General features: G+C 50.4%; 20 protein-coding genes. 7 read left to right on the top strand and 13 right to left on the bottom strand.

The window, feature by feature from the left end; genetic code table 11:
• Positions 1 to 11: 11 nt before the first annotated feature.
• Together EDM52_RS10170 and EDM52_RS10165 are read right to left on the bottom strand one after the other, a co-directional pair.
• Positions 12 to 836, bottom strand: a complete 825-nt coding sequence (locus tag EDM52_RS10170) for a sulfite exporter TauE/SafE family protein (protein ID WP_122908893.1) — start codon at positions 834 to 836, stop codon at positions 12 to 14.
• Positions 837 to 856: 20 nt separating this feature from the next.
• Positions 857 to 1,708, bottom strand: a complete 852-nt coding sequence (locus tag EDM52_RS10165; RefSeq protein WP_122908892.1) for a DUF72 domain-containing protein — start codon at positions 1,706 to 1,708, stop codon at positions 857 to 859.
• A 56-nt stretch (positions 1,709 to 1,764) separates the two neighbouring features.
• Here EDM52_RS10165 and EDM52_RS10160 point away from each other — a divergent pair, with 56 nt between their 5' ends.
• Positions 1,765 to 2,217 carry a M67 family metallopeptidase gene (locus EDM52_RS10160; RefSeq protein ID WP_122908891.1) on the top strand — a complete coding sequence of 151 codons (453 nt, stop codon included), beginning with the start codon at positions 1,765 to 1,767 and terminating at the stop codon, positions 2,215 to 2,217.
• On the opposite strand, the gene EDM52_RS10155 is transcribed toward EDM52_RS10160, so the two are convergent.
• Positions 2,193 to 3,599, bottom strand: coding sequence for an aspartate kinase (locus EDM52_RS10155; RefSeq protein ID WP_122908890.1), 1,407 nt, complete (start codon positions 3,597 to 3,599; stop codon positions 2,193 to 2,195). The two genes, EDM52_RS10160 and EDM52_RS10155, sit on opposite strands and share 25 nt — an antisense overlap.
• 287 nt (positions 3,600 to 3,886) lie before the next feature.
• Between EDM52_RS10155 and EDM52_RS10150 the strand changes: the two genes are divergently transcribed.
• A complete protein-coding gene (locus tag EDM52_RS10150; RefSeq protein WP_122908889.1) occupies positions 3,887 to 4,636 on the top strand; it encodes a polysaccharide deacetylase family protein in 750 nt (249 codons plus the stop codon).
• Between the two features lie 167 nt (positions 4,637 to 4,803).
• Here the strand turns inward: EDM52_RS10150 and EDM52_RS10145 are convergent, their stop codons facing one another.
• Together EDM52_RS10145 and EDM52_RS10140 are read right to left on the bottom strand one after the other, a co-directional pair.
• Entirely contained in the window at positions 4,804 to 6,345 is a 1,542-nt protein-coding gene (locus EDM52_RS10145; protein ID WP_276330105.1) for a flotillin family protein, read from the bottom strand.
• A gap of 3 nt (positions 6,346 to 6,348) precedes the next feature.
• A complete protein-coding gene (locus tag EDM52_RS10140; RefSeq protein WP_122908957.1) occupies positions 6,349 to 6,885 on the bottom strand; it encodes an NfeD family membrane protein in 537 nt (178 codons plus the stop codon).
• A 66-nt stretch (positions 6,886 to 6,951) separates the two neighbouring features.
• On the opposite strand from EDM52_RS10140, the gene EDM52_RS10135 reads away from it, so the two are divergent.
• Both EDM52_RS10135 and EDM52_RS10130 read left to right on the top strand, forming a co-directional pair.
• Positions 6,952 to 7,695 carry a GerAB/ArcD/ProY family transporter gene (locus EDM52_RS10135; protein ID WP_183184967.1) on the top strand — a complete coding sequence of 248 codons (744 nt, stop codon included), beginning with the start codon at positions 6,952 to 6,954 and terminating at the stop codon, positions 7,693 to 7,695.
• Positions 7,692 to 8,003: a hypothetical protein gene (locus tag EDM52_RS10130; RefSeq protein ID WP_122908887.1), complete on the top strand. Its 312-nt coding sequence runs from the start codon at positions 7,692 to 7,694 to the stop codon at positions 8,001 to 8,003. The genes EDM52_RS10135 and EDM52_RS10130 overlap by 4 nt, the downstream gene beginning before the upstream one ends.
• Before the next feature lie 138 nt (positions 8,004 to 8,141).
• On the opposite strand, the gene EDM52_RS10125 is transcribed toward EDM52_RS10130, so the two are convergent.
• Entirely contained in the window at positions 8,142 to 9,560 is a 1,419-nt protein-coding gene (locus EDM52_RS10125) for an aminotransferase-like domain-containing protein (protein WP_122908886.1), read from the bottom strand.
• A gap of 148 nt (positions 9,561 to 9,708) precedes the next feature.
• On the opposite strand from EDM52_RS10125, the gene EDM52_RS10120 reads away from it, so the two are divergent.
• Positions 9,709 to 10,623 carry a DMT family transporter gene (locus EDM52_RS10120; RefSeq protein ID WP_245996759.1) on the top strand — a complete coding sequence of 305 codons (915 nt, stop codon included), beginning with the start codon at positions 9,709 to 9,711 and terminating at the stop codon, positions 10,621 to 10,623.
• A gap of 27 nt (positions 10,624 to 10,650) precedes the next feature.
• On the opposite strand, the gene EDM52_RS10115 is transcribed toward EDM52_RS10120, so the two are convergent.
• Together EDM52_RS10115 and EDM52_RS10110 are read right to left on the bottom strand one after the other, a co-directional pair.
• The gene (locus EDM52_RS10115; RefSeq protein WP_122908884.1) at positions 10,651 to 11,118 is read right to left on the bottom strand and encodes an NUDIX domain-containing protein; all 468 of its coding nucleotides are present in this window, start codon (positions 11,116 to 11,118) and stop codon (positions 10,651 to 10,653) included.
• 16 nt (positions 11,119 to 11,134) lie between these two features.
• Positions 11,135 to 11,671, bottom strand: a complete 537-nt coding sequence (locus EDM52_RS10110) for a suppressor of fused domain protein (RefSeq protein ID WP_122908883.1) — start codon at positions 11,669 to 11,671, stop codon at positions 11,135 to 11,137.
• A gap of 214 nt (positions 11,672 to 11,885) precedes the next feature.
• Here EDM52_RS10110 and EDM52_RS10105 point away from each other — a divergent pair, with 214 nt between their 5' ends.
• Both EDM52_RS10105 and EDM52_RS10100 read left to right on the top strand, forming a co-directional pair.
• Positions 11,886 to 12,593 (top strand): L,D-transpeptidase family protein, encoded by a 708-nt coding sequence (locus EDM52_RS10105; RefSeq protein WP_122908882.1) that lies wholly within the window; start codon positions 11,886 to 11,888, stop codon positions 12,591 to 12,593.
• Positions 12,594 to 13,063: 470 nt separating this feature from the next.
• Positions 13,064 to 13,327: a hypothetical protein gene (locus EDM52_RS10100; protein ID WP_245996755.1), complete on the top strand. Its 264-nt coding sequence runs from the start codon at positions 13,064 to 13,066 to the stop codon at positions 13,325 to 13,327.
• Positions 13,328 to 13,502: 175 nt separating this feature from the next.
• On the opposite strand, the gene sufB is transcribed toward EDM52_RS10100, so the two are convergent.
• From sufB to sufC, 5 genes are read right to left on the bottom strand one after another with little or no spacing between them, the layout of a single operon-like run.
• Positions 13,503 to 14,900 carry a Fe-S cluster assembly protein SufB gene (gene sufB / locus EDM52_RS10090; protein ID WP_122908881.1) on the bottom strand — a complete coding sequence of 466 codons (1,398 nt, stop codon included), beginning with the start codon at positions 14,898 to 14,900 and terminating at the stop codon, positions 13,503 to 13,505.
• Between the two features lie 40 nt (positions 14,901 to 14,940).
• Positions 14,941 to 15,378, bottom strand: a complete 438-nt coding sequence (sufU, locus tag EDM52_RS10085; protein WP_122908880.1) for a Fe-S cluster assembly sulfur transfer protein SufU — start codon at positions 15,376 to 15,378, stop codon at positions 14,941 to 14,943.
• Positions 15,365 to 16,591, bottom strand: a complete 1,227-nt coding sequence (locus tag EDM52_RS10080) for a cysteine desulfurase (RefSeq protein ID WP_122908879.1) — start codon at positions 16,589 to 16,591, stop codon at positions 15,365 to 15,367. The genes sufU and EDM52_RS10080 overlap by 14 nt, the downstream gene beginning before the upstream one ends.
• Positions 16,591 to 17,889, bottom strand: a complete 1,299-nt coding sequence (sufD, locus tag EDM52_RS10075; RefSeq protein WP_122908878.1) for a Fe-S cluster assembly protein SufD — start codon at positions 17,887 to 17,889, stop codon at positions 16,591 to 16,593. Before sufD ends, EDM52_RS10080 begins: the two co-directional genes overlap by 1 nt.
• A 21-nt stretch (positions 17,890 to 17,910) precedes the next feature.
• Complete coding sequence (gene sufC / locus EDM52_RS10070; protein ID WP_122908877.1) at positions 17,911 to 18,699, bottom strand: Fe-S cluster assembly ATPase SufC; 789 nt, start codon at positions 18,697 to 18,699, stop codon at positions 17,911 to 17,913.
• Positions 18,700 to 18,853 lie beyond the last annotated feature (154 nt).

Genomic DNA, 18,853 nt, shown 5'->3' with positions numbered 1-18,853 from the left:
TTTCCCGGAGATTATCCGAGCACGGTCTCTCCAATCATTTGTATCGCAATCCCCAGAATAAGAACCCGAAGCAACAGCACGATCGTCTTGCCTTTCATCCTGCTTGCCGCAAAAGCTCCCATCTTGCCGCCAGCCCATGCGCCTGGCGCCAGCATCGCCGCATACATCCAGCTCACATGATCATGCCAGACATTCGTGACCGAGCCTACGACAGCCGAAAACAAGATGACCAGCATGGAAGTGGCAGCAGCAATGTGAGGTGGAAAACGGAACAGGATGATCATGGCTGGCACCATCAGCACACCGCCTCCCACACCGAACAAGGAAGACGTGATGCCGACAAAAAAGGCGACAAGAATCGCCATCCAGCGGCTGTATCCATATTCGTATTCCTTGCCTTCATTGTCGATGAAATGACGCTTCACATCCCAATTCAACTGACGTGGCTGGATTTTGTCCTTCACCATCAGCAAAACGAACATACTAAGCTGAAACAAGCCGAAGAGAAGTGTAAATTGGGTCGTTTCTAGTAATGTATTAAGGTAAACACCTACGATAGCACCGGGAGCGCTTCCGATAAAAAAAAGCAAGGCACTCTGCATATCCACTTTTTTCTGCTTGATGTAAGAAATGGACGATGACAGGGCAGTTACCGCAATGACCACAAGGGATGTAGCGGCTGCAACCTGTGGAGTCATCGAGCCTGGCATGTACAAATTGGCAAAAAACAGTAACGCAGGGACGAAGAAAATCCCGCCACCCAGTCCGGCGATACTCCCTACGACACCTGCAGCGACACCAATGAACAGAAATAGTACAGCAATAGCAACAAACATAGCTCCCCTTCTTTCTTTATCTAAAACAGTTCCATCTGTCTGGGATTCAACCCGCTCGGCTCAAGCCCCAGCATGTTACTAAACTGCTTGGCGTTGGTTACCGCATCCCCACCCGAGTTGTTGTTGAACAAGATGCACACTTCTTCCGCCTCATTTGCGATCGTTTGAATATGCGGCACCCAATCCCGCAGTTCTTCTTCACTGTATCGGTACAAATAGCGGACATCCCGCCAGTTTTGCCCTTCCCCTTGATCACGCCAGCCGGAGTTGTTGCGTCCGTGAAAGCGTACCAGCGCCAGCGCAGGTTGAGTCACCCCGACCACGATCGGTACAGAGCCGCGACCGACCTGGGGCTCGTCGCACAGGACATGGGTGGCCTCAAGCGTCTTCAAGAAATCGAGCGTCCGCTCACGGTAGCGTTCTTCAAACCAGCTCTGATGCCGGAACTCCACAGCAAAGGGATAGTCAGCCATCTCCTGGCGACAAGCCTGCACGTATTGAACATTCTCTCTGGTACAATCAAACCAGGGCGGGAATTGAAAAAGAAGTGTCTTTAGTTTGCCCGCATTCACGAGCGGCTGAATGCTTTCCTCAAACTGGCGAAACATCGCCTGGCGATCCATTCCTGCATCCGATCTCGTATGTCCGGTCATCCCCTGGTACGGCTTCACAATGAAGCCAAAACGATCAGGCGTTTCCTTGACCCATGTTTCATAATTTCGTTGTGGTAAAATAGCGTAAAAGGAACTGTCCAGCTCCACGATTGGAAAGTGGCTGGCATATACGGAGAGCTTGTCCCGACTGCGCACGCCCTGGGTGTACAAATCGTCATGATCTCCCCAGCCACAAACACCTATCTGAATCGTACTCATCCGCACCATCCCCCCGTTCAACCTTTAAATTGATCACGTACTTACGGAGGACCACCATGAACATCGAACTGTTGGGTGAACCCTTTGCGTTTAAGAATACCAAACTATCCCTTGACCGGAAAGTAGCCAAAAACCTCTTGAAGGAAGCGCAAGAGGCCTTGCCGTACGAATATTCAGCCCTGCTTTGCGGCCAAGAGGCCACGATCACCCATCATATCGCAATGCCCACATCCACTCGGGACATGCATACTTTTGGCTGGGATGGTCCCAGCTTTATCCAGGCTCTGCAAAGCATACGCGAGTCCAATCAGCAGTGGCTCGGCGTGCTTCACACACATCCACATGCCCCGCCTATCCCTTCCCGACGCGACGCCGCTGGATGGCACTATCCCGCTCTGAGCTACTGGATCGTCGGAATGGAAACACCCGCCACTCCTTCGTGGCGGGTCTATCAATGGCAGAACGGATCATTTGTCGAACGCGCTTATCGCATCATCGATGTCATGTGACGATCTTGTTTGGCGAGCTCTACTTCATCCTGGACAAAAAAGGCTTGATACAGCGCAATCACGGCGCGATCAGCATCAGATGCCTTTACGCCGAACATCATGCTCACTTCCGAGGAGCCCTGGTTGATCATGTCCAGGTTGATTTCTGCTGCGGCCAAGGCTGCTGTCGCGCGAGCAGAAGTGCCAACCGATTGACGCATGCCTTCGCCCACAATCATGACCAGTGCGAGATCATGCTGTACCGCGATGTCGTCTACCTGAAGCTCAGTCTTGATGCGTTCTACGATGCGAGCTTCCTTGGCAGGCGTCAGATCCCGTTCACGCAAAATGACCGAAATGTTGTCAATACCAGATGGCGTATGCTCGTAGGACAGCCCTTCTTCCTCCAGGATTTGCAGCAGCTTGCGTCCGAAGCCGATTTCCTTGTTCATCAGGTACTTGCTGACGTAAATGCTGCAAAATCCGCTGTCGCTGGCAACACCGGATACCCGGTTGGCTGAAGGCTCCCTCTCCGACACAATCATCGTGCCCGGAGCAGACGGGTTATTTGTATTTTTGATGCATACCGGAATTTCCGCCTGATACGCAGGGATCAGCGCTTCTTCATGAAAAACGCTAAACCCGGAATACGAAAGCTCGCGCATCTCACGGTATGTGATCACCTTGATTTCCACAGGGTTTTCTACCAGATTTGGATTGACCACATAAACGGAGTCCACATCGGTAAAGTTTTCGTATACAGATGCTTTTACAGCAGCAGCGAGAATGGAGCCGGTAATATCCGATCCACCGCGGGAAAACGTGACCAGCTCACCCGCTTCCGAGTAGCCGAAGAATCCGGGAAAGATGATGATTCCCTGTCTGTCCCGAAGCTGTTTAAGCTTTTCGTAAGCGGCAGGCAGCACGTGAGCATTTCCCGCCTCGTCTGTTACGAGCATTCCTGCTTCACGCGGATTGACGTAATGCGCATCCTCTCCCAAGGAGCGCAGGTAGTGAGCGACAACCTTGGCGCTATTATCCTCGCCCGCCGCTTTTACCGCATCGACAAAACGCTCCGATGACAGTCCCGCCCGATTGCTAAGTACTTCCTCCAGCTCGGCTTCAATCTGTTGACCGACCTCACTCGAAAGTCCCAGTTCCTGTACAATCTCTTGATAGCGCTCGAAAACCGCCTGTTTTTCTTGCTGAGCCACTCCATTTTTCAGGAATGCCTCGGCATAGCTGATTAACAAATCCGTTACTTTCTTGTCATCCTTGTATCGTTTACCAGGGGCAGAAACGACAACAAGACGTCTGTCCTTGTCTGCCCTGATGATGTTGCATACTTTTTTGATCTGCTCCGCATTGGCCAGCGAAGTCCCTCCGAATTTGGCAACCTTCATCTCCGACTCCTCCATCTGTCTCTAGCTTCTGCCTGGGTTTCTCATCTTTTCTCCAGACAAACATGTTATTAGATTACGGTATCCTCCCAAAAAGCACAAGTGTCTTTTTGGAACGGACATAAAAATAACCGCATTTAACCCGGTTTCATCATTATCACGCACCGACATGCAAATCATTCCAGATCGGTTCCGTCCCTATTGTTCCACATATTCAAATCCAGTTTGCACATAGTAACAGTGCATAGTTCCCCTTCATGATGTCGCACATGGCGCAAGGAGTGAAAACCATGAACAAAATGATCACGTGGTGTCTGATTGTCGGAATCACCCTCCTGTTCCCTGATCAGACGGGGTCCGTACTTGCCAAGGAGAAGGAACGTGAGTACTACGAGACGCGTGGTGAAATCGTCTGGGAGGTACCGACCAAGAGTAAAGTAATCGCCCTTACCTTTGATGATGGCCCGGACCCTCGGTATACGACTCAGATTGCAGAGTTGCTCAAGGAGTACAATGCCAAGGCGACTTTTTTTGTCGTCGGTTCACGCGTGAAGGCCCATCCACAAGTTGTACGCCTATTGATGGAGCAACAGCATGAGCTGGCAAATCACACGTATACTCATCCAGATGTGCGCAGAATCTCCCCAGCCAATCTGCGCGAGGAAGTCCTGGCTACCCAAGAAGAAATTTACAAGCATACTGGGTTGCGCCCACATCTGTTTCGGCCACCGGGAGGAGTCTACAACGAATCACTCGTCCATGTCGCCAAAGACGCTGGTTTTTTGGTCGTCATGTGGTCCTGGCATCAGGATACGCGTGACTGGAGCGATCCAGGCGTGAAAAAGATCACGAACAAGGTATTGAACAACGCAAGAAACGGCGATATCGTTCTCTTTCATGACTACGGTGGGAACCGCAAGCAAACTGTAGATGCCCTGCGGGAGATCATGCCTGAGCTGCAAAAACGAGGGTATCAGTTTGTCACGGTAAGTGAGCTGATGAAGTATCGCAACCAAATCAAACAGGTAGGCATGGATTAAGCAATCCCAGCGTTTTTACATTAGAAAACTTGGCTACGCCAAGCTTTTGGCGGAGCCTTAGTTGCACTTATACTATCTTCCGCTAATCTTTTTAGCGCTTTAGCGCACTTAAACTTTCCGATAGTAGAACAAAAATCCCCTTCATACAGAAGGGGATTTCATCAGATCTATTCTGTTTTCTCTGCTGATTCCGTTGTTTGCGCTTCGGGAGCCGCATCGGTTTTCTGTACAGCGTGCGAAGGTTTCTTTTGCATAAAGTCGCTGATCATCTTGTTCATATCCAACCCGGATACGTCTTTGAGCATTTCAGGCAGCTGCGCCATCAGTTTGGTTACGTTGCCGCTGAGGCGATTGACACCATCGCCTTGTCCGCCGCCCGCATCGACGATCGTGACCTTGTCGATTGCCTTCATCGGCTCGGCGATCTTTTCTGCTAATTCCGGCAACATTTTGGAGACGATATCCAATACTGCAGCCTGACCGAACTTTTCGAAAGCCTCTGCCAGCTTTTCCTTCCCTTCCGCTTCGGCTTCCAGCTTCAATTTGGTTACTTCTGCCTCCGCGGCACCCTTTGCCCGCTCGGCTTCGGCAATCGCCAAACCTTCGAGTCGCTTCTGTTCTGCCATCGCCTTGGCTTCAGCCTCGATGCGATAGCTGACGGCGTCTGCTTCGCGCAATTTCTTCGCTTTTTCCGCTTCAGCCGATTGCTCTACCGAATAGCGATCCGCATCGGCTTTTTTCTTGACTTCTGCGTCGTATTGCTTTTCGCGGCGGAGAATTTCCTTTTCCTCCAGCTCGATCTCTTTTTGCTTGCGGACCAGCTCTACCTTCATTTCCTCTTCTGTAACCTGTTGCTTGGCTACAGCTTCTTGCAATTTATAGGCTTGGTCAGCACTTGCTCGCGCTTTGTCCTGTTCCTGTCTGAAAGCCGCAACCTTCAGTTCTTTTTCCTTCTCTGCTTCCGCGATGTTCGTCTCTTTCAAAACCTCTGCCTTGCGTGCTTCTTCCTCTGCCTGTGCCTGCTTGATCCGTGCTTCTTTGTCGGCATCCGCTTGAGAAATCGTCGCATCACGCTTTACTGCCGCGATTTGTGGAATCCCCAGTGCAGCGAGGTAGCCATTTTTATCACGCACATCCTTGATCGTAAAGCTGACGACGGACAACCCCATCTTTTTCAGGTCTTTCGTCGCTACACTTTGAACCTCTTGGGCAAATCGCTCCCGGTTCTTGTAGATTTCCTCGACGGTCATACTTCCCAGAATGGCTCTCAGATACCCTTCGAGAACCTCCTGAGCTTCTGTTTTCAGCGCTTCATCCGTTTTGCCCATAAACTGTTCAGCTGCGGTGGCAATATCTTCGATCGACCCGCCAACTTTAATAATGGCGACCCCGTCAGCCATGACCGGAACACCTTGCTCGGTATAGACCTCAGGTGTTGAAACATCCAGCTTATGAGACAGAAGACTTAGAAAATTAGCCTGTTGAAAAATGGGCAGAATAAAAGCACCGCCACCTCTAACGATTTTCATTTTGCGGCCCGAATCATCAGACAGCACGTTTTTGCTGCCCAGATAGCTTCCCGTTACGATCATGGCCTCGTCTGCACCTACAGTCTTGTAGCGAGCCCAGAATGCAAGACCCAATACCACAAATACGACGACGATTAGAGTAACAACCATGAGCACAGGTGACCCGAATAACAAATCCATTTTTTATTCATCTCCTTTTTCATAATTGTCCGGGAAAGGGGTAACGTAAAGCACGTGATCACGCACTTCCACGACTACGACACGCATACCTGCAGGGATCTGTTCCCCGTCTACGCTTGCCGCCATATGGTAAGTCGTTCCGCTGACCATGCTGACTAGCACTTCACCCAGTCCTTGCGCGGGGATGGTCGTTCCCACTTCACCGATTTTTCCAGGCAGCTGATTCATGGAATAACCCGTAGAAGTCTCGGCCTTGTTCATCGGTTTGACCCACAGAAAGTAGGCCGCCATCGCCAGCGAAATGCCTATGAATATGGCGATGATCAATACCGCAGCCATAGGCAAATCCGTCAGACGAGTCAGCAAAAAGCCGGAACCACCAAATGCCGTTATTCCACTCACGAGCAAGATCGGCTGAAAAATAGGAAGATGGAGTTCACCCAGCATATCCGAAATCGCATCACCCAAGAGTAGAGTCACCAGCGCATAGACGAGGCCTGCGACCAGGCAGACAAGAAACACGGTTTCCAACGCGCCCATCATTTGTCACCCCTTTCCATACTTGCCTCTATTTTTCATACGAATGAGGTCGGAAAAGGTTGCGTTTTGCCAGTTTTTGATTTTACAGAAATTTACAATGAATGTTTTCTTGTTCATGTAAGACAATACCAATATTCCTTCTCCAGGTTTAATGAAGTCATTCAGCCCGCTACCTTGCTTCTGCTTCTCATCGTCCTGACACAAATCTTTCGGGAAACAGATTTTGGCCGGGTGCTTCCCGTGCTTGGCGATGGCATACTGCCTGTCCTTCATGCCTTTCCAACCGTGTTCTTTTCCTTGCTGGGATTTGAAATCCTGCTGTTTATTCAGCCCTTTATGGAAAAGCCTACACAGGCTCTAAAAGCCTCTCTCCTTGCGATTGGGACCACCGTCGTCCTCTACACGGTGCTGACGGTACTCAGCATCGCCGTAATGGGATCATCCGAAGTTGTACTGAACGAATACCCGACATTGTCCATTATCAAGAACATCGAAGTGCCTGGCGCTTTTCTCGAAAGACTGGATTCCATCATGATGATGGTCTGGGTGCCATTTGCCGTCACCACAATAGTCATGTTCCACTACTGTGCCAGTCTCATCACTTCCCAGCTGCTCAAGCTGCAAGAGCATCGCGTTATCTCCCTTCTGTTTGTTCCTGTCGTCTTTCTGATTGCGGTACTCCCACGCAATATTTTGGAAGTGGTCGAATGGAACAAATGGACAAGCTGGCTTGGGGCGACACTGATCAGTCTGGTGCCCCTCCTCCTGATTCTCGTATACAAGTGGAAGACGAGGAGGAAGCCAACGTGAAAGCACATGCGCTCATCTTCTCATTCCTGATCCTGCCTCTCTTGCTGTCCGGCTGCTGGGATCGGGTGGAGATACAGGATCGTCTTATCGTCATGGCAGTCGCGATCGACAAGGCCGCGAAAAAAAACGGGGGTAGAAACTACTATGAATTCACTGCACAGCTGACAGAAGCCAGGGCTATGTCAGGACGAATCAGCAATCCCAATGTAGCCCCCGTCTTCTTTGGCTACCGCAGCATCCCGATTAAGCTGGCGGCTGTTGTACGCCACGTAGTAGCGGAACCGGAGAATCAGCCCTGTGATCAATAAGACGAGAGTCAAATAGTAAGAAGTAAGAGATTCGATAAATCCAATGACCAACGAAAAGCCCAATCCTCTCACCCTTCCTTTCATGGATATGTAACTCTAGTATGAACAAGGATGACTCTCCTTATCGAAGCAAATAGGTTACATGGAAAGAATCACTTGAGCCAGACGCCGAATCCCTTCCCGGATGGCGTCTTTCGTTTCCCAAGAATAGGTCAGCCTTAGCCAGCCCGGCTCTGCTCCGTACACCCCACCCGGCGTAAAGACTACGCCAGCCCGAATCGATACATCTAATAGCTCCCTCTCATCCAATGGCCGATGCAGCCTGCACCAGAAATGATAGCTTCCCTCCGGCAGATTCCATTCCGCCAGGCCGCTCATCTCCTTTTGCATGGCCTCAAGCATCGTCTCTCTTTGCTGAAGCAGGCTGGCAGCTAATTTTTGCATCTGCGTCTCATACCTGCTCTTTTCGAGAAACTCCCTGGCCATCTGTTGTGATACGCTGCTCGTACCAAAGTCCATTTGCTGCTTGGCATCAGCCAGTCTTTCGATTACAGAGCGCGGTCCCACCAGCCAGCCTATGCGCAGACCGGGTGCTATTGTTTTCGACATGCTGTTCACATAGAGAACCATGCCGCTTGTATCGATCGCCTTCATTGGTTTGGGAGGCTTGCGGTTATCCTGCAAGGTCAGTGCGTAATAAGCATCGTCCTCGACCAAAGGGATGCGCAGCTCCTTGCAGATATCGAGAACCTGCCGCCTTCTCGTCTGGCTCATTACGATCCCCGTGGGATTTTGATAGGTAGGATTGACGAATACCATGCGTATCCGGTGCTTTTGATGCAGCGAGCGAATCTCCTCCGGTACGATTCCTTCCCGATCCATAGGCAGTCGATACAAGCGCAAGCCAGCCGAAATAAAGAGCGGCAGTGAATAAAAGTAAGAGGGCCCTTCCATCGCGATGGCAGCTCCCGGACTCAGTAAACACTGGGAAATCAGATGAAGCCCCTGCTGGGCACCCGAGGTGATCAGAATTTCCTCTGGAGAAGCGGCAATCCCGTATTGCTCGAGCAAATGAACGGCGAGATCCTCCCGCAGGTCCGGATTTCCCTTGGGATGAGCGTAGCCTAGCTCCAGGTATGATTCATATAGCCTGTTTGGCAAGGAAGGGATCAGAGAGGGAGCCAACTCCGCTTTTGCCAAATTGATGACGGACGGATCAAAAACGGCCTCCCGAATCCGCTGAACCAACGGGTTGGCGGGTAAAAAAGCTCCTCCATTGGTATAGTTGTGCCAGTTTGGGACCTGCTGCACACCCCACAGATGTCGGCTCACCCAAGTACCGCTTCCTTGCCAGGATTGAAGCAAGCCAGTTGCGCGCAAGTCTTCATAGGCAGCAGATACGGTCCCTCTGTTAACACCAAAGCGCTTGGCCAGCACTCTTTCGGCAGGTAAAGAGACACCTGGAGGCAGCGCACCCTCAATGATCTGCTGCTCCAGCCACTTCGCGATCTGTTTGTATACAGGCTCTTGGCCTTCTTTTTCCGGCTTCCACTCCACAGTCGATCCCCCCACGGCGCTTTCCCTTATTCACTTTCCCGTTTCGTTCGACAAATTGGCCTACTCTTCCTGCTGCCAATTGGCTCTATACCTGAAAAGGAGGCAGCCCTAAGATGAGAGGAAAGACATGATAAAGGATGGGGTTTCAATGCGTGCAGAAGCTTTGGCAAAAGAAAAAAGCAGCCTGACTGACGAGCGAGCCGGGTTGCTTTTTGGACTATTGGGAGTATGCAGCTTCAGTCTGACATTGCCTAGTACGAAAATGGTAATCGATGTCCTCTCCCCGATTTCTGTCGGGCTGGGTAGAGCATTAGTAGCCGCCCTGCTAGCGGCTCTTGTCTTAATGATCAAACGGGTTCCGTTTCCCAGCTGGCAACAATGCAAACAGCTGCTTCTCGTTTCAGCAGGCGTGGTCATCGGTTTTCCCTTGTTCTCCTCCTTGGCAATGGCCCAGGTTCCCGCTACTCACGGCGCAATCGTAGTCGCTTTGCTTCCGTTGGCAACAGCTGGCGCAGCCGCATTCTTTTCTGGCGAGCGCCCATCGCGAAAGTATTGGCTGTCCAGTAGTGTCGCCTGCCTGACGATTCTCGGCTACGCCTTCAGCGCTGGCCTGGGCTCCTTGCATTGGGCCGATCTCGCCCTGCTTTGCGCCGTCCTGTCTGCTGCTGTCGGCTATGCAATTGGCGGAGAGCTCTCACGAACGATGGGAGGATGGCAGGTGATCAGCTGGTCATTGGTTTTCGCCTTCCCCTTTTTGGTCGTTCCGATCGCAGGACCTCTTTTAGCGGAATTGAAGCAGGGGACCTGGTCTACATGGCTTGGCTTTGGATACGTGAGCGTCATCAGTCAGTTTCTCGCCTTTTTTGCTTGGTACCATGGGCTTGCGATCGGCGGTGTCGCCAAAGTGGGGCAAATCCAGTACCTCCAGCCTTTTCTCTCGATCCTGGCCGCCTGGATACTCCTCTCCGAATCCATTACGATAGGAGCTATTGTCGCTGCGATCATCGTCGTGCTTGCAGTCGCCAAAGGGCGGAGCGCTACCGTTCGCGTAGCCAAGTCCTGAAGGAGACGTTCGCTTTTTTTGTTTGTCCTATTCCTCTTGTTTTTCCAGTACGTTTCCCAGGTAATCCGGCAGGTATCCTTGTCCTGTCAATGCCTTCAGGACCTGCAGCCGAACCGTCCCTTGATGCAGTGGAATCGACTTCCATTCATCAAGGGATACCCAGCCTGCCCATTCGATCTGCTCATCCTCCAAGCCGCCTGGTATCGGGTTCGTCTCTTCTCCCACCAGCTTGGCTAAAACGGCAATGCCAATCGTATGCTTTCCAGCACCCGCCCGATCGATCCGATCATCTACCCAGAGCATCCGTTCCATCTCCACCAGCAGCCCTGTTTCTTCCCACACCTCTCGACGTGTCGCTTCAGCGATGGACTCCAAAAACTCAATGTGACCTCCAGGCAGACTGTAGCCTTGGCCACGGCTTCGTTTCTCTTTGATCAGCAAGATACAGCCCTGATGCTCCACGACGACGGTGACTCTCATACCGATTGTCTTCATCTCGATCACTCCCTCCTCAAATTGCAGGGTGACGCATCACATCCAGTGAATCTACCTCGTTATGCGCAAACAACGCTTCAAGTGCCTCAAAGCCATACTGCCGCAAAAAGGCGGCCTCCGTTTCCGAAATCGCATGAAGCATCATCAACCGTACGACCTCATCGCCATTTGTAAAGTACTCAAAGCCCTCCTCCTCAAAATCAAGGGGTGTGGCCAGCAAATATTGTAGCTGGGATTGGTTTGCAATCGGTTGCTCCAGTCGATAAATGGAGCCTGTGTGCAAACGAATCTGATCCTCTTCCCAATGCTTGCTCACTTGTGAAGCTGCTGACGCCAAATGAGCGATCATCCCCGGATCAAAATGGTACGAGTACATCACACACTCACATGCACCCTTTTTGTGCAGCTCCAACGTCACATACGTCCAGCATCCTCGCTTTTTCGTGGGTGGAAAAACGGCAATCAGGACATCCGCTGCTTCGTATTGATACAGCTCGCTTGTGGAGCCAAAGGCGCTGCCGCAATGCTTCAGCAATTGCTTTACTACTATCATATGGTATTCTCCGTCCCGAACAGAAAGAAATCTTGTTTATAGTTGTAGTATACATGAATGAGAAAACCAATGATAAGACTCCTCCCCTTGGTTACTTTTACATGCACTCACTCCATGTCATCTGTAATAAAAGTTCTCACGAGAAGCAGAATAAGAACGGATGTCGGTTTGGAAATGCCAGCAAAAATAAAAAAGATTGGGTAGATTACTAACCATGAGGTATCCATCTATACGCTCTCTTGCACTCCGAGTCGCTGCAAGCATCCTTCTGGTGCCCAGCATAGCGGAAGCCAGCTATCAGCATTTTGCTTATGCGAATCCTTCACTTCCAATTGTAGACGAACAAGGCATCTATTCCATTGAAGTCTATCCGAGACAGCACAAGCTCATCGTGAAAAAGCATGGACAAGTATTGAAGACTTTTAGTGTAGCTGTTGGCGATCCGTCTACGCCCACACCAGTTGGAGAATATAAAATCATTTATAAAGGAGAAAATTGGGGTCCTTCTTTTGGACCACGCTGGCTTGGATTAAATGTCCCTTGGGGTGTTTACGGCATTCACGGAACGAACAAACCTCACTCTATCGGACAGCATCTGAGCCACGGCTGTATCCGTATGTATAACAAGGACGTCACCGAGTTATACGGGGTAGTTCCCCTAGGAACGAAAGTATCCATTCATGGACATGTATTGGGTCATCCGAGCCATGATCCAAGAAATTTAGCGGAAGGCGATGTGGGCGGAGATGTGCAGTTGATTCAATCTCGCTTGAAAAACGCGGGTTACTTCAAAGGATCCTGTGATGGCAAGTTCCGCTCCAGCACTACATCAGCCCTAAAAGAATTTCAAAGAGACCATCATTTGCCTCCAAACGGAATTGTTACCAAAAAGGTTTATTTTGCGCTGGGGTTGCTGGAGTAACCGAGTGGATGGCACGGATTGATTGGCTTGGCATTCAGTAACGGAGATTAATATTTGATCAGACGCCAGATCCTTATCGTGACGGCGTCTTTTCTTATGTACACGAGTAGGTATACGACTTGCCCTCAAGTAGTCGCAACTTCAATCAGGTTTAAAGCGTCTCAACTAATGTCTACAGTAACAAGGTCAGAAATCTACTCGCTTCCTCGACTACTCGTTTTTCTCGCCTGGACAGCCGCGTACACCAAAGGCAACTATAATCGTCCCGTTTCCTGTGTTACAACGAACGTAAAAAGACCTGCTGCGGCGGGTTTTTTTCTATTTGTCCGGATGTGAGTAATCATGAGACCCATTTTTCGAATAATTAGAGAAAATGCCGATCCAAAGTTGCGCAACTTTCTTTGACAGGTTCATTAGTTATTGCAGGAGGTGGTACAAGTGGCTCTCAGATGTCTTTGTCGAGGTAGTAGATGCACGATCTTTTGCAGACGGTTGGAAGCATCCTGTATACCTATAAAAATCGGTCCGAGCTCGCCTGTATGGATGGCATGATCATCGCGATGGCGTTAGGTGCTATGTCTAGTATCTCCTTGGGTATGAATATTCAAGTTTATGGCATGGCGGTCGGATTTATCACGGGAAAATTGGTCTCTCTTACCGCTTCTATTGAAGGAGTAATGTCCGGTGTCATGGGTGTGTACGTCCTCAGATTTTCCCATCGTGCATCTGATTGATGGCGGCGAAAATATAAAATACGTGTCCGAATGACTTTGGCACGCAAGCGTGAAAGTCACTGCAGACACGTATTTTCATGTTACCAAGAAAATTGAGGACGAATCGCTATCCCTTTTGTGGAAAAAAGGGGCCAAGCCCACTTTTGAAGCCCGGAAACCTCTTGTGGTGCAAGGGTTAACCGATACTTCCCTCCATCTCAAACTTGATCAGACGGTTCATCTCTACCGCATACTCCATCGGCAATTCTTTCGTAAATGGCTCGATGAAGCCCATGACGATCATCTCAGTCGCCTCTGCTTCTGACAAACCGCGGCTCATCAGGTAGAAGAGCTGATCCTCGGAAACCTTGGATACAGTTGCTTCGTGCTCCAGCGTGATGTGGTCGTTCATGATCTCGTTGTACGGAATCGTATCCGACGTGGAGAGCTTGTCGAGAATCAGCGTATCGCACTTGATGTTGGACTTGGAGCCTTCCGACTTGCGTCCAAACTGCGACAGGCCGCGATAGGTTACTTTACCGCCATCACGGGAGATGGACTTGGAAATGATCGTGGACGTGCAATCAGGCGCCAGGTGGATCATTTTCGCACCTGCGTCTTGATGCTGTCCTTTACCTGCTACGGCAATCGAAAGAACGGTACCTTTGGCACGTGGTCCTTTCATGATTACCGCTGGATATTTCATGGTCAGCTTGGAACCGATGTTGCCGTCGATCCACTCCATGTTGGCATCCGCGTATGCAACGGCACGCTTGGTCACGAGGTTGTATACGTTGTTGGACCAGTTTTGGATGGTGGTATAGCGGCAGCGTGCACGTTCCTTGACGATGATCTCAACAACAGCGGAGTGCAGGGAATCCGTGCTGTAGATCGGCGCTGTACAGCCTTCGACATAGTGGACGAATGCATCTTCGTCTACGATGATCAGCGTGCGCTCGAATTGTCCCATGTTCTCCGAGTTGATACGGAAGTAGGCTTGCAGTGGTGTTTCTACTTTAACGCCTTTCGGAACGTAAATGAAGGAACCACCGGACCATACAGCCGAGTTGAGTGCAGCAAATTTGTTGTCTGCTGCCGGAATAACGGTCGAGAAGTACTCTTTCACGATCTCTGGGTGCAGCTTGACAGCGGAATCCATATCACAGAAAAGTACGCCCAGCTGCTCCAGGTCTTCCTGCATGTTGTGGTAAACAACCTCGGATTCGTACTGTGCGGATACACCGGCGAGGAACTTTTGCTCTGCTTCCGGAATACCCAGCTTGTCAAAGGTAGCTTTGATCTCTTCCGGAACCTCATCCCAGCTACGTCCTTGCTTCTCAGATGGCTTGACGTAGTATGTGATGCTGTCGAAGTCGAGATCGTCCAGATCGCCACCCCATTTTGGCATCGGTAGGCTGTTGAAAATATCCAGGGATTTCAGACGGAATTCCAGCATCCATTCCGGTTCTTCCTTGATCTTCGAAATTTCTTCGACGATCTCGCGGGTCAGACCCTTCTTCGTACGGAAAACCGATACGTCCTTGTCGTGAAAGCCGTATTGATAATCCTGTATCTCAGGGGCTTTTTTTGCCATCTTGATTCACTCCTTTATTTTCACATGCTTGTGCCTATGACTATTCCTGTTCGGACTGTTTGATCCCTTGCTCTAGTGCTTTCCACGCCAATGTCGCGCACTTGATCCGAGCAGGGAACTTGGCTACGCCAGACAGTGCCTCAATATCACCCAGGTCAATGGAATCATCGATTTCCTTGCCTTGCATCAGCTCTGAAAAACGGTGTGCCAGCTCGAGAGCTTCTTCTACCGATTTGCCCTTGACTGCATCGGTCATCATCGAAGCGGATGACATGCTGATCGAGCAGCCATCCCCCATAAACTTGGCGTCGCTGACTTTGCCGTCCTCTACTTTCAAGGATAGAGAAATGCTGTCGCCACAAGTAGGATTATTTAAATGTACGATAAGGCCTTCTGTTTCCTCCAGCTTGCCGCGGTTGCGCGGTTTCTGGTAGTGGTCCATAATGACGCGGCGGTACAGATCATCAAGAGAAGACATTGCCAAAATACTCCTTCGTCTTCTTCAACCCCGCCACCAATACATCCACTTCTTCTTCCGTATTGTATACGTAGAAGCTCGCCCGTGCGGTTGCGGTGACATTCAGCCAACGCATCAGCGGTTGAGCGCAATGATGTCCGGCACGAATAGCAATTCCGTAGCTGTCCAGCACGGTCGACAAATCGTGAGGATGTACCCCGGCCAGGTTGAATGTGATTAAACTGCTGCGGTCCTGCTGCGGGCCGTAAATCGTTAAACCTTCAAGCTCACGCATCTGCTCCATCGCGTACGACACCAGCTTCTTCTCATGACGCTCGATGTTGTCCATGCCGATTTCCTCGAGGAAGTCAATGGCAGCTCCCAGACCGATCGCACCTGCGATGATCGGTGTACCGCCTTCGAATTTCCAAGGGAGCTCTTTCCATGTAGAATCGTACAGCTCCACGAAATCAATCATCTCACCACCGAATTCCATCGGTTCGATGCGCTCAAGCACTTCACGTTTGCCGTACAGGACGCCCAATCCGGTCGGGCCGCCCATTTTATGACTAGAAAATGCGTAGAAATCGCAATCCAGATCCTGAACATCCACTTTCTTGTGCGGAGCACCCTGCGCGCCATCGACGAACAGCAAGGCTCCGTGCTGATGAGCGATCTGGGCAATTTCCTTGATGGGAGTAGTATCGCCCAACACGTTGGAAATATGGTGAATTGCCACGATTTTCGTGTTGTCCGTAATGGTTTCTTTGACGGCGTCCAGCGTAACCGTGCCGTCCTCTGCCAACGGAATGAACTTGAAAGTAGCTCCGGTCGCCTTGGCTGCTTGCTGCCACGGAATGAAATTGCTGTGGTGCTCTACCACTGTCGTCACAATCTCATCACCCGGTTTGAGGAAGGTGCGTGCATAGCCGTAAGCCACTGTGTTTACTGCAGAAGTCGTCCCGCGTGTAAACACAACCTCTGCTGCTTCACGGGCATTAATGAAGGCGCGTACCTTCTCGCGTGCGCCTTCATAGCCGTCCGTTGCCAGGCTGCCCAAGGTGTGTACCCCACGGTGTACGTTGGAGTTGTACTCCTTGTAATATTTGTCCATCGCTTCAATCACTTGGATCGGCTTCTGCGAGGTAGCACCGTTGTCCAGATAGACCAGCGGATGTCCGTTTACCTCCTGATGAAGGATGGGGAAGTATTTCCGAAGCTCTTTCGCGTTCATCAGCCTAACTTCCTTTCCAAAGCCTGACGAAGTCTGTTCTGTACTTCTTCGATCGGAATCTCAGCTACAACCGGATCCAGGAATCCGAGAATGATCAGCCGTTCTGCAGCCTGACGGGAAATCCCGCGAGACATCAGATAGTAGATGGACTCTTCACTGAAGCGACCTACGGATGCAGCATGGCCCGCTTTGACGTCATCCTCGTCGATCAACAGGATCGGGTTGGCGTCTCCACGCGCTTTATCGCTAAGCATCAGAACGTTTTCCGCCTGCTCACCGTTTGCTTTTTCGGCACCTTTTTCGATCTTGGTAATCCCGTTCAAAATGGAGACGGCTTCACCAGTCATCACAGCTTTGCTCACCATGTTGGACTCGGAATGTGTTCCGAAATGCTGAACCTGGGAGGTCAGATTTTGACGTTGGGAGCCAGTTCCCACTGAAATGGTTTTGGTTTCTGCTGTAGAAGCCTGACCTTTCAGGAGCGTCGTGTTATTGGAAACGGTATTACCGTCGTTCATTTCGCCTAAAACCCACTCCATCGTACCATCGCGGTCGACAGTTGCACGACGGAAGTTGTAGTCGTGTACATCTACGGACAGGGTGCGTACAGATGCGACTTGCACGTTGGCCCCCGGGCCTACAAAAGCTTCTACGATGCTGTTGACTACCATGTTGTTACCTTCTCCAGAAACGAAGGTATCTACGTAAGAAACTTTGCTGTTCGCTTCAGCCACGATCAAAACATGCGGGCTGACGAGAGCATCGTCTCCTGCTACCTGGTACACAGCCTGCAACGGCACCTTCACTTCCACGTTCTTTGGAACATAGAGGAAGACACCGCCGCTTACTACTGCCGTGTGCAAAGCAGTCAGCTTGTGCTCATCCAAAGCGATGACTTGCTGGAAATACTTTTGCACCAGGTCGCCATGCTCTTTCAGGGCCGTCGCCAGCGGAGCGAAAATCACGCCTTGCTGCTTCAGCTCATCCGTTACGGCGAAAAATTGGACAGAAGCGTTCTTTTGCACCAGCAGGTTGCTGACGTTATCCAGGTCGATTTGCGCCTTGACCACTTCATCCAGCTCCTGAACGGACGCTACTGGAGAACTTGCTTGGAAGGGCACAAATTGTTGAATGTTCCATTTATCAATTTTCGTTTTCTCCAAAACGGGTAGTTGCAACTCTCCCGCCGCCTTCAACCCGGCGAGGCGCTTTTCTAGGAACCAGGCAGGTTCCTGATTGGCCTTGGAGAACTCGGTGATCGCTTCAGAGTCAAAGCGGAGTTGTAGATCCACACTCATTTCACTGCTGCCTCCTTCTTCCTACACGTTAGCGTTTACGGTTTCATCCTCGATGCCGAGCTCTTCTTTGATCCAGTCGTAACCTTCTGCCTCGAGGCGCTCAGCCAGCTCAGGTCCACCGGATTTCACGATACGTCCCTGCATCATCACGTGTACGAAGTCAGGCTTGATGTAGTTCAGCAAGCGCTGATAGTGAGTGATGATCAAAAAGCCACGGTCTGCTGTGCGCATTTCGTTCACGCCATTCGCAACGACCTTGAGTGCGTCGATGTCGAGACCGGAGTCGATCTCGTCGAGAATACAGATGCTCGGCTCGATCATCATCATTTGCAGGATTTCATTCCGTTTTTTCTCCCCACCGGAGAAACCTTCGTTCAGGTAACGGTGGGAGAAGGATTCATCCATTTCCAGTGTGCTCATCTTTTTGTCCATTTCACGGATAAACTTCATCAGCGATATTTCATTGCCTTCACCACGACGCGCATTGATTGCAGAACGCAAGAAATCGGAGTTCGTCACCCCGCTGACCTCAGATGGATACTGCATGGCCAAAAAAAGTCCAGCACGAGCGCGTTCATCAACAGCCATATCCAACAGGTCTTCACCGTTGATCAAAACTTCGCCTTCTGTTACTTCAAACTTTGGATGTCCCATCAAAGTAGATGCAAGTGTAGACTTACCCGTACCGTTCGGACCCATGATCGCATGTACTTCGCCGCCCTTGATTTCAAGGTTCATGCCTTTGAGGATTTCTTTGTCCTCAATCTTGGCGCGAAGGTTTTTTATCTGCAAATGTGGTATTGCTGTCATCAGTTTTTCCCTCCATAAACGTCAAAAGTGAGTTGGTTTATTCTCAATCCATTCTCAATACCCATCTTATAATAATAATAATTATAAATCAAGGTATGAAACATATCTGTAATTTTTAAATCATTATATTTAGAAAGTCGGTTTTTGGTGATTG

This window comes from Brevibacillus invocatus (assembly GCF_003710915.1).
Lineage (GTDB): Bacteria > Bacillota > Bacilli > Brevibacillales > Brevibacillaceae > Brevibacillus > Brevibacillus invocatus.
Note: the sequence above shows the minus strand (reverse complement) of the source record. Positions and strands in the feature narration are given on the sequence as shown.